9 protein-coding genes and 2 pseudogenes are annotated in these 10,619 nt (G+C 73.3%); 7 read left to right on the top strand and 4 right to left on the bottom strand.

Annotated features, from left to right (window positions below; genetic code table 11):
• Positions 1-211 precede the first annotated feature (211 nt).
• The 6 genes and pseudogenes from argH (at position 212) to MMR14E_RS13640 (ending at position 6,245) form a co-directional block, all read left to right on the top strand.
• Positions 212-1,591 (top strand): argininosuccinate lyase, encoded by a 1,380-nt coding sequence (argH, locus tag MMR14E_RS13665; RefSeq protein WP_331315028.1) that lies wholly within the window; start codon positions 212-214, stop codon positions 1,589-1,591.
• Between the two features lie 97 nt (positions 1,592-1,688).
• On the top strand, positions 1,689-1,838 hold the full coding sequence (locus MMR14E_RS13660) for a hypothetical protein (RefSeq protein WP_331315026.1): 150 nt from the start codon (positions 1,689-1,691) through the stop codon (positions 1,836-1,838).
• A 146-nt stretch (positions 1,839-1,984) separates the two neighbouring features.
• A complete protein-coding gene (locus MMR14E_RS13655; RefSeq protein WP_331315024.1) occupies positions 1,985-2,266 on the top strand; it encodes a hypothetical protein in 282 nt (93 codons plus the stop codon).
• Positions 2,267-2,374: 108 nt separating this feature from the next.
• A pseudogene (locus MMR14E_RS13650) lies at positions 2,375-3,030 on the top strand (TlpA family protein disulfide reductase).
• A gap of 54 nt (positions 3,031-3,084) precedes the next feature.
• Entirely contained in the window at positions 3,085-4,287 is a 1,203-nt protein-coding gene (gene nhaA, locus MMR14E_RS13645) for a Na+/H+ antiporter NhaA (RefSeq protein WP_331315022.1), read from the top strand.
• A gap of 191 nt (positions 4,288-4,478) precedes the next feature.
• Positions 4,479-6,245 carry a carbamoyltransferase gene (locus MMR14E_RS13640; protein WP_331315030.1) on the top strand — a complete coding sequence of 589 codons (1,767 nt, stop codon included), beginning with the start codon at positions 4,479-4,481 and terminating at the stop codon, positions 6,243-6,245.
• Positions 6,246-6,300: 55 nt separating this feature from the next.
• Here MMR14E_RS13640 and MMR14E_RS13635 read toward each other — a convergent pair whose 3' ends face one another.
• From MMR14E_RS13635 to MMR14E_RS13620, 4 genes are all read right to left on the bottom strand, one after another.
• A complete protein-coding gene (locus MMR14E_RS13635; protein WP_331315020.1) occupies positions 6,301-6,651 on the bottom strand; it encodes a hypothetical protein in 351 nt (116 codons plus the stop codon).
• A gap of 260 nt (positions 6,652-6,911) precedes the next feature.
• Entirely contained in the window at positions 6,912-7,589 is a 678-nt protein-coding gene (locus MMR14E_RS13630) for a haloacid dehalogenase type II (RefSeq protein WP_331315019.1), read from the bottom strand.
• A 70-nt stretch (positions 7,590-7,659) separates the two neighbouring features.
• The gene (gene murJ, locus MMR14E_RS13625; protein WP_331315017.1) at positions 7,660-9,186 is read right to left on the bottom strand and encodes a murein biosynthesis integral membrane protein MurJ; all 1,527 of its coding nucleotides are present in this window, start codon (positions 9,184-9,186) and stop codon (positions 7,660-7,662) included.
• A 226-nt stretch (positions 9,187-9,412) separates the two neighbouring features.
• Positions 9,413-10,012, bottom strand: coding sequence for a superoxide dismutase (locus tag MMR14E_RS13620; protein WP_020091320.1), 600 nt, complete (start codon positions 10,010-10,012; stop codon positions 9,413-9,415).
• A gap of 328 nt (positions 10,013-10,340) precedes the next feature.
• Here MMR14E_RS13620 and MMR14E_RS13615 point away from each other — a divergent pair.
• A pseudogene (locus MMR14E_RS13615) lies at positions 10,341-10,619 on the top strand (hypothetical protein); the annotation flags it as partial.

Here is a 10,619-nt window from a genome sequence, read left to right as displayed (position 1 = left end):
CGCCCTTCGCGGCCGCGTCGACCCGGGCGAGCGCCGGCTTGGCGGCGGCGCAGGGCTGAAGGGCGCCGCCCGTGTTGCCGGGCAGGAGACCGCTCCCGTATAGGGCGAGGCCGAGGACGGCGAGCGCGGCGACGCCCGCGCCGGCCAGGATGGGCGTGCGGCCGGGCATCAGGCTCGGGCCTCGGGACGGTCAGGGCGCGGAAGGATCGACATGAGCAACCGGATGTGGGGCGGCCGCTTCGCGAGCGGCCCGGCGGAGATCATGGAGGAGATCAACGCCTCCATCGGGTTCGACAAGCGCCTCGCGCCCCAGGATATCCGCGGCTCGCTGGCGCATGTGGCGATGCTGGGCCAGGCCGGCATCCTGCCGGCGGAGGATGTGGCCGCGATCGAGGCCGGGCTCAAGTCCGTGCGCGACGAGATCGAGGGCGGCACCTTCGCGTTCAAGCGCGAGCTCGAGGACATCCACATGTCCGTCGAGAGCCGGCTGACCGAGATCGTCGGCCCGGCCGCCGGGCGCCTGCATACGGCGCGCTCGCGCAACGACCAGGTCGCCACCGACATGAAGCTGTGGGTGCGCGACACCCTCGACTCCCTCGACCAGCAGGCCGCCGACCTGCAGCGCGCCCTCAGCCAGGCGGCGCTGAAGCACGCCGGCACCGTGATGCCGGGCTTCACCCATCTCCAGTCGGCCCAGCCGGTGACCTTCGGCCACCACTGCCTCGCCTATGTCGAGATGCTGGCCCGCGACCGCGGGCGGTTCCGCGACGCGAGGGCGCGGCTCAACGAGTGCCCGCTCGGCGCCGCCGCGCTCGCCGGCACCTCCTTCCCGATCGACCGGCACGCCACCGCGGCGGCGCTCGGTTTCGACCGGCCGACCGCCAACTCCCTCGACTCGGTCGCCGACCGCGACTTCGCCCTGGAGGCGCTCGCCGCGGCCTCGATCTGCGCCGTGCACCTGTCGCGCTTCGCCGAGGAACTGGTGGTCTGGACCTCGGCCCAGTTCAACTTCGTGCGGCTGTCGGACGGCTTCACCACCGGCTCGTCGATCATGCCGCAGAAGCGCAACCCCGACGCCGCCGAGCTGGTGCGGGCCAAGAGCGGCCGGATCATCGGCGCGCTGACCGGCCTGCTCGTCGTCATGAAGGGCCTGCCGCTCGCCTACTCGAAGGACATGCAGGAGGACAAGGAGGGCACGTTCGACGCCCTCCAGGCCCTGTCCCTGTGCCTCGCCGCCATGACCGGCATGGTGAAGGACCTGGAGCCCAACGCCGAGGTGCTCGGCCGCGCCGCCGGCTCCGGCTACGCCACCGCCACCGACCTCGCCGACTGGCTGGTGCGCGAGCTCGGCCTGCCGTTCCGGCAGGCGCACCACGTCACCGGCCGCCTCGTCGGCGTCGCCTCGGCCAAGGGCGTCGGGCTCGAGGCGCTGTCGCTGCCCGAGATGCAGGAGGCGGAGCCGCGGATCACCGAGGCGGTCTACGCGGTGCTGGGCGTCGAGAACTCGGTGGCGAGCCGCACCAGCTACGGCGGCACCGCGCCCGACAACGTCCGGCGCCAGGCGCAGGCCTGGATCGAGCGGCTGGGCTGAGCCGCCCGCCCTCGGGGACCGGCGTCGCCCGGCGGATGGCGGAGGGGGCACGACCGCGTCGATTCACGGAGCCGCGCCCGAGATCGGCGTCCGCGACGTGGCCGACGCGGTCTGCAGAGCCCGCCTCCGGAGCGCCGCGGGCGCCCATCCCTCCACGGTGACGGACGCGGAATTCGACCTGTTCGGCCGCCACGTCGTGCCGCCGGCGCCGGCGGAAGGGTTCACCGTCGTCGTTCACCGGGCGTAGGGCGGCCCGGGAGACGGAGGGTCACGACCGCTCATCCACAGGACCGTTCGAAATTGTGCATTGCAACCCTCGTCCCGCCCGCGCGTTCACCGTCTGGCTAAGTCCGCTCAGCTACAAGCTTCGCCGTCTGGATCGGAGTTCGCAGGATGCCTGTCGAGAGTTGGCTGAACACGGAGGAGGTGCCGGATTTCGCGGCGCACGCCACGGCGATGATCGACGCCGCCCTGACCGGTTCGGGCCTGACGCGCGAGGCCTACTGGGCCGCCGTGCGCAAGGGCTACAACACCCCCTACAACGACCCGCCCCGCAAGCGCGCCGCGCCGGTCCAGCCGAACGCGATCGCGGTGCCCGCCGGCCCGGCTGTCGACCCGCTGCCGGTTCCGGCCGGCGTCATCGCGGCCCTGGCGACGGAAGCGCGCGCCGTCTGATTGTCGACGGATCCCGCCTCGCCATCTTGCCGACGTTTTACGCAAGCTTCACTAATCCCGAACCCCGGTCCGGCTCCTGACGGAGCCGCCCGTCGTCAGGAAGTGAAGATGGTCCGCGTTCCCCGCTCGCTCCCGGTCGGAGCCCTCGCCCTGCTCGCCTCCGGGCTGGTCACCGGCCTCGTCGGAGGCGTCCTCGGCGGGACCTGCCTGGTCGCGACGGCGGCCCACGCCCAGGACGCGGCGGCGGCCCCGGACGCGGGGGGCCCCGGGTCGACGCGGCCGCGAAGGGCGAGGTCGCCGCCATGCAGGCCCCGCCGCAGGCCCGGCCCGCGCCGGACATCCGCTTCAAGGGGCCGGACGGCGCCGAGACCGGGCTGGCCGACCTCAGGGGCCGGCTGCTCCTCGTCAATCTCTGGGCGACGTGGTGCGCGCCCTGCAAGGCCGAGATGCCGGCCCTTGACCGGCTCCAGGCGCAGCTCGGCGGGCCCGACTTCCAGGTCGTCGCCATCAACGTCGACACGCGCAACCTCGAGAAGCCGCCGGAATGGCTGAAGCAGGCGGGCATCCGCGACCTCGCCTTCTACGCCGATCCCGGCGGGCGCGTGCTGCCGGTCGTCCAGCGCGACACGCAGTCGCCCGGCCTCCCGACCACGATGCTGGTAGACGCGCAGGGCTGCACGATCGGGGTGATGAAGGGGCCGGCCGCGTGGTCGAGCCCGGACGGGCTGGCGCTGATCCGCGCGGCCCTGGGTCGGACGTCGTAGGATCGTCCTCCGGGCGCTTGCGCCCCCGCGCGATGCGCGGCAAGGCCTGCCGCGATGACGTCGCCCACCCCCGAGAGCATCCCGCAGAGGCGGCGCCCGCGCCCCCTCTCGATCATCCGCACGCTGCTCGCCGGCGAGGCGGCGGGCGGCCTGATCCTGATGGCGGCGGCGGCCCTGGCGCTGGTCGTCGCCAACGGGCCGCTCGCGGACACCTACGCGCACGCCCTCCACGCCGCCCTCGGGCCGATGAGCGTCCAGCACTGGATCAACGACGGCCTGATGGCCGGGTTCTTCCTGCTCGTCGGCCTGGAGATCAAGCGCGAGGCCCTCGACGGGCGGCTGCGCACCTGGCCCGACCGGGTCCTGCCGGGCTTCGCGGCGCTCGGCGGCATGGCGGTCCCGGCCGCGCTCTACGCGCTGGCCAATCTCGGCGCCGGCACCCTGCGGGGCTGGGCGATCCCGGCCGCCACCGACATCGCCTTCGCGCTGGGCGTCCTGGCCCTGCTCGGCTCGCGGGTGCCGGTCTCCCTCAAGATCTTCCTCAGCGCGGTCGCCATCGTCGACGACCTCGGCGCCGTGGTGGTGATCGCGCTGTTCTACAGCTCCGGCCTCGACCTCACCATGCTGGGGCTCGCCGCCCTGGTGCTGGCCGCCCTCTACGGCCTCAACCGGGCGGGGATCGGGTGGCTCCCGGCCTACGGGCTGCTCGGCCTCGTGCTCTGGGTCCTCGTGCTCCGCTCCGGGATCCACGCGACGATCGCGGGGGTGCTGCTCGCGCTCACGATCCCGATCCGGGTCAGCCCGGGCCGGCCGGAGGACGCGCACTCGCCCCTGCACCGGCTGGAGCACGCCCTCGCGCCCTGGATCACCTACGGGGTGGTCCCGGTCTTCGGCTTCGCCAATGCCGGTGTGGACCTCTCCGGTCTCACCCCCGAGGCCCTGCTCCAGCCGGTGACGCTCGGCATCGCGGCCGGGCTGTTCCTCGGCAAGCAGGCCGGCGTGTTCGCGAGCCTGCGGCTGGCGGTGGCGCTGGGATGGGCCAAGCGCCCGGCCGGGGCCGGCTGGGGGCAGGTCTACGGGGTCGCGGTCCTGTGCGGCATCGGCTTCACCATGAGCCTGTTCATCGGCGGCCTCGCCTTCCCGGACCCGCAGCACGAGACCGCCGTGAAGCTCGGCGTGCTCGCGGGCTCGGCCCTGTCGGGACTCGCCGGCGCGGCGATCCTCCTCGTCGCGAAGCGCCGCGTCGCCCCGCACTAGCGGGCGGCGCGCTTCGTCATTGCGAGCGCAGCGAAGCAATCCGGTGCAGCGGAACATCGGGAAGCGTGGCGCCGTCTGGATTGCTTCGCTCCGCTCGCAAGGACGGCGGCGCAAGGACGGCGGCGCAAGGACGGCACCTCGCGCACGTGCCGGGCTCCGTCCGGCGCGAAAATGCGCTACCCCCCGTGGACATGCGCTTCTATCTCGGCCTCGCCACCACCTTCCACGATCCGGCCCTCGCCCTGGTCGGGCCCGACGGCACCCTGCTCTTCGCCGAGGCGGCGGAGCGCGCCCTGCAGTACAAGCGCGCGCCGAACTGCGAGCCGGACGCCCCGTCCGCGATGGCGGCGCTGCTCAAGGCGTACGTCCCGCCGGGCTCCGAGCTCGTGGTCGCCTCCACCTGGGGCCCGCAATTCACCGACTTCCTGCGGGGCCAGGCCGGCGCCGGGGCCTTCGACCTCACGGCGCTCGCGGCCCACACCACGGCGCTCAACCGCTCCTACGTGCCCGAGCAGGCCGAGCGGGTGTTCATCGCCGACCTCCACGGCGCCCAGGAGCGGGCCGGCCACGGCACCCTGCTGGCCCTGAACCAGGAGGCGCGGATCACCGGCGCGGCGCCCCGGGCGACGATCGCCGGGCAGCGGCGCTACCCGCACCACCTGTGCCACGCCGCCTACGGCCTCTGGGGCAGCCCCTTCGAGACGGCCACCGCCCTGGTGGTCGACGGCATGGGCGAGACCGGCGCGGCGGCGATCTACCGCCTGGAGGGCGGCCGGATCAGCGAGCTGCGCCGCCACCGCGGGCGCGGCTCGCTGGGCTTCCTGTACGGCCTGATCACCGACCTCGCCGGCTTCGACCAGGTGAAGGGCGAGGAGTGGAAGATCATGGGGCTCGCCCCCTACGGCCGGCCCGACCCGGACCTCGCCGCGCTGCTCGGCCGGCTGTGCACGGTCGAGGGCCACCGCCTGCGCTACGCCGACGCGGAGACGATCCGGGCGGTCGCCGCGGAGATCCGCGCGCGCCGCCCGGCCGACGCCCTGGAGACCGGCTGGGCCGACCTCGCCCGCTGCGGCCAGGACCTGTTCGCGACGCTGATGGACGCGCTGGTGGCGGAAGCCCGCGCGCTGGCGCCGTCCGAGAACCTCGTGATCGCGGGCGGCTGCGGGCTGAACTCCTCCTACAACGGCCGGGTGCTCGGCCGGTCCGGCTTCACCCGGCTGCACGTGCCCTCGGCCCCGGCGGACGACGGCAACGCGGTCGGCGCGGCCTGGCTCGCCTACGCGGAGGACCATCCGGACTGGGCCGGGCCGCTGCCGGCGCAGCGCCCGCTCTCGCCCTATCTGGGCTCCCGGGTCCCGACCGGCGCGATGGAGCGGCTCGCNCGGCTCGCCGAGCAGGAGCCCCGCGCCCGGCGCGTCGGCCACGCGGAGGCGACCCGCGCGGCGGCGCGGATCCTCGCCGAGGGCGGCCTCGTCGGCTGGGTGCAGGGCCGGGCGGAATTCGGGCCCCGGGCGCTCGGCAACCGGTCGATCCTGGCCGATCCGCGGCCGGAGGGCGCCAAGGACGCGCTCAACGCCAAGGTGAAGTACCGGGAGGCGTTCCGGCCGTTCGCGCCGTCGATCCTGGCGGAGGCCGGGCCGGACTGGTTCGAGGATTACGCCGACAGCCCCTACATGGAGCGCACGCTGGTCTGGCGCGAAGCGGTCCGCGCCCGCGTGCCGGCGGTGGTCCACGCGGACGGAACCGGCCGGCTCCAGAGCGTCACGGCGGCGCGCAACCCGGCCTACGCGGCCCTGATCGGCGCCTTCGCGGAGATCACCGGCGTGCCGATCCTGCTCAACACGAGCTTCAACGTGATGGGCAAGCCGATCCTCCACGGCGCGGAGGACGCGATCCTGATGTTCTACACCACCGGCCTCGACGCCCTGGTGGTCGAGGATTGGCTGGTGGTGAAATGAGACGCGCCGCGCCCCCCGGGGGACGCGGCGCCAGTCCGAGAGCCGCGCGTGCGGTTTACTCACAGACCTCGACGCGGCGGTAGGTGAACTCGCCGTCGCCGAGCCACTCCTTGCGGCGCTCGTAGTGGCAGATCGGGCCGCGGCGCTCGCGCACCACGATGGTCTCGGGCTCCTCGACCACGACGCGGCGCGGGCGGTACTCCGGCGGGGGCGGCGGCGGCGGCGGGTTCGCGCCGTTGACGAGGGCGCTGCCGACCATGCCGCCGACGACGCCGGCCGCGAGGCCGCCGACGATGGCACCGGTCTGGTCGCGGGCGGCGGCCGGGGCAACCGCCCCGAGCACCAGGGTGACCGCGAGGGCTGCGGCCCCTGCGCGGATCGTCGTGAAGGAACCGTTCGAGGACACGCGAAACTTCTCCCGTTCGTGTTGAGGATGATCCAACACCGGGAGGATTAAGAATCCGCCAAACGGTCCAATTCGATCGTGTACCAGATAAGCTGCGGCGGAGGTCCGTGACGGCGCGCTGTCCGCCTCGTCCTCGCGAGCGCAGCGAAGCAACCCGGGGCAGCGCGCTTTGCCCGGACGTAGCGTGTCCCCGGATCGCTTCGCTGCGCTCGCAAGGACGGAATGGGCACGCCCGCGCCGGACGCGGCTGCAGATCCGCCTCAGAGCAGCCCGTCGAGGGACTCGACGACCGTCGTGGGCGCGAGATCCGCGTACTCGTCGGGCAGGCCCCTGCGGTTGACCCAGGCGGCCCGGAACCCGAAGGCCCGCGCCCCCGCCACGTCCCAGCGGTTCGACGAGCAGAACAGCACGTCGCCCTGCCCCACCGCCAGCCGGGTCAGGGCGATCCGGTAGGCGTCGGGATGGGTCTTGAACACCTGCGCGTCGTCCACCGAGAGGACCGCGTCGAGATGGTCGGCGAGCCCCGCCGAGGCGACCGCCCGGTCGACCATGGCGGCGTTGCCGTTGGTGAGGACGGCGGTGCGGATGCCGCGCTTGCGCAGGGCCGCCAGCACGCCCGGGACCTCGGGGTAGGCCTCGAGGTCACGATAGGCGTCGAGGAGCCGCTCGCGCAGGCCGGGATCGACCTTGGGGTGGATCGCCAGGGCGTAGTCGAGGGCCCGCACGGTGAGGTCCCAGAAGGCCGCGTACCGGCCCATCAGCGACAGGGTCCAGCTGTACTCGAGCTGCTTGTTGCGCCAGACCTCGGAGAGATGGGCGGCGTCCGGCCCCACCGCCTCGGCGTAGCGCTGGACCGCGGCGTTCACGTCGAACAGCGTGCCGTAGGCGTCGAACACCGCGGCCTTCACGCCCGCGAGGGGATTGGGTGCGTCGGTCATGGCGTTCCTCACTGGGTCTCTCGCCCGATCTGGGGCCGAACCCGCCCGGCGGCGAGCCCGGCCGGGTCACTCAGGCCCGGCGCAGGCGCAGGCCGAACAGGTGCAGCAGGCCGGCCAGCAGGCCGCCGTAGACCAGGGCCCCGGCGAGCCCCAGCACCGCCAGGACGACGAGGTCGCGCCCGTGCGGGAAGGCCGGCACCAGCGCCTGGACGAGACCCTGGCCGTAGACGGCGACCGCCGCCAGCCCGAGGCAGGCCAGCGCCACCCCGGCGACGGTGAGGCCGAGCGTGCGCCCCGGCTCCGTCCAGCCCCGGCGCTTGGCCAGGACGAGCAGCAGCAGCAGGTTCACCCACTGGGCGACCGCGGTGGCGAGCGCGAGGCCGGTGACGCCGTAGGGACCGGTGAGCCACAGCTTCAGGGCCACGTTGACGCCGATCGCGGTCAGCGAGGCCCAGAGCGGCGTCCTGGTGTCCTGGCGGGCGTAGAAGCTCGCGACGGCGCTGCGCACCAGCACGACGGCCGGCAGGGCGAAGCCGTAGGCCGCCAGCACCGAGGCGGCCCGCGCCGCGTCCTCGGCGCTGAAGGCGCCGCGCTGGAACAGGGCCGCCATGATCAGGCCCGGGATGGTCAGGAACGCCACCGTGAACGGCGCCGAGAGGGCCAGGGAGAAGCCCGCGGCCCGGTTCTGGGCCGCGTGGGCGCCCGCCACGTCGCCGGCCGCGATCCGGCGGCTCATCTCCGGCAGCAGCACGGTGCCGGCCGCGATGGCGATGACGCCGAAGGGCAGCTGGTAGAGCCGGTCGGCGTAGTAGAGCGCCGAGACCGCCCCGGTGGGCAGCCAGCTCGCGATGATCGTGTCGGCGAAGGCCGCGATCTGGAAGCCGGCCGAGCCGATCACCGCGGGTCCGAGCACGACGAAGAAGCGCTTGAGCGCGGGATCGAGGCGCGGGACGGCGAGGTCCGGCATCACGCGGACCCGGCGGCAGCCCCACCACAGCAGGCCGAACTGGAGCACGCCCGAGACCGCGACGCCCCAGGCGGCGGCGTAGGCCGCGTTCGGGAACAGGAAGCTCAACCCCAGGGCCGCCAGCATGGCGAGGTTGAGCAGGACCGGGGCGCCCGCCGCCACGGCGAAGTGCCGGTGGGCGTTCAGGATGCCCGACAGCAGCGTCACCAGCGTCATGAACAGCAGGTACGGGAAGGTGATGCGGGTCAGCGCCACGGCGAGCTGGAAGCGCTCGCCGCCCTCGGCGAAGCCCGGCGCCAGGGCGTGGACCACCCAGGGCATGGCCGGCAGGGCGAGGTTGAGCAGCACGAGCTGCACGATCAGCATCAGGGTGAAGACGCGGTCGGCGAACCGGTGCGCCGCCCCGGGCTCGCCGGCCTCCGCGAGCCCCGCATAGGCCGGCACGAAGGCGGTGTTGAACGCGCCCTCGCCGAAGATCGCGCGGAAATGGTTCGGGAGCCGGAAGGCGACCACGAAGGCGTCGGCCATGGGCCCGGCGCCCATGACCGCGGCCATCACCACGTCGCGGGCGAAGCCGGTGACGCGCGAGACCAGGGTCCAGCCGCCGACGGACAGGATGGAGCGGATCATCGGGCGGGGCGCTCGCCCCTCCCCTCACCCCGCGGCGGGGGCGGGCGGGAGCACGGTCGAAGCGTCGCGCGAGTCGATCGAGGGGAAATGGCCGGACCCTTCTGCACCGGGTCATCCGGCGTCGGGCGCATCAAGAGCCGGTTTCGTGCGCCACCTCAAGGGTGCCGCGGACACAGGATCCGCGGCACCGGCGGCAAGCCTCAGCGGGTCGCCTCAGCGGGTCGCCTCAGCGGGTCGCCTCGGCGTACATCTTCTCCACGTGCTCCCAGTTCACGAGGTTCTCGATGAACGCCTTCAGGTAGTCGGGCCGGCGGTTGCGGTAGTCGATGTAGTAGGAGTGCTCCCACACGTCGACGCCGAGGATCGGCTTGGCGCCGTGCACCAGCGGGTTCTCGCCGTTCGGGGTCTTCATGATCGCGAGCTTGCCGTCCTTGACGGCGAGCCACGCCCAGCCCGAGCCGAACTGGCCGACGCCCGCCTGGATGAAGTCCGCCTTGAACTTCTCGGCGCCGCCGAGGTCCTCGTCGATCTTCTTGGCCAGCGCGCCGGGGATCGCGCCGCCGCCGTTCGGCTTCATCCACTGCCAGAAGTGGATGTGGTTGTAGTGCTGGCCGGCGTTGTTGAAGAGCGGCTGATTCGTGTTGTAGGCGGCCTTGACGATCTCCTCGACGCTCTTGCCCTGGAGATCCGTGCCCTCAAGCAGCTTGTTGCCCGTGTCGACATAGGCCTTGTGGTGCTTGTCGTGGTGGAACTCGAGGGTCTCCTTCGACATGTACGGCCCCAGCGCGTCGTAGGCGTAGGGCAGTTCCGGCAGGGTGAAGGTCATCGCGTCTATCTCCGCTAAGCAGGGGGCGGCCTCGTCCCCGGCGGGGGCTCCCGAGTCGAGAGCCCGCTAGGTAAGTCGGTGGCCGCGGGACGGCAACGCCGTTCCGCCACCGCGGGGCGGGAACTGGCGCGGGAAGTTCCGCCGATCGCGGATCGGCGTGCCGACGGCGCGACCCGCGGGCGGGCCGGCCCGGGCATCGCCGGCGGAGATCCCGACTATTCCGGTTTCCCGAACATCTCGGCCCCGAGTTTTGCAATATGACGGCTAGGCCTTACTGTGCGGCACGCCTTGAGCGCCGGCCGTCAGCCGGCCCGTGTCAGAGAGTAACATGATCGCTGCGCTGTTCGCGCTCGCCGCCGCCATGATCATCGGGGGCTGCGCCGCCGTGATCCAGGGCTTCCCGTACGTGCGTCTGGAGAGCGGACTCGCGATGGTGATCGCGGGGTCGGTCGCGGCCTCGTCGGGCGCGGTGCTCCTCGGCCTCGGCGTCGTGGCGCTCGGCTTCCGGCGGCTGGTGACCCTGGCGCCGATGCTGTCGATCCGGATGGTCCGCTGGCCGGCCGGGGCCGCGATCCTGTCGCGGGTGCTGCAGCGGCTCGGCCTCGGG

The sequence above is a fragment of the Methylobacterium mesophilicum genome (assembly GCF_036441335.1).
Lineage (GTDB): Bacteria > Pseudomonadota > Alphaproteobacteria > Rhizobiales > Beijerinckiaceae > Methylobacterium > Methylobacterium mesophilicum_B.
Note: the sequence above shows the minus strand (reverse complement) of the source record. Positions and strands in the feature narration are given on the sequence as shown.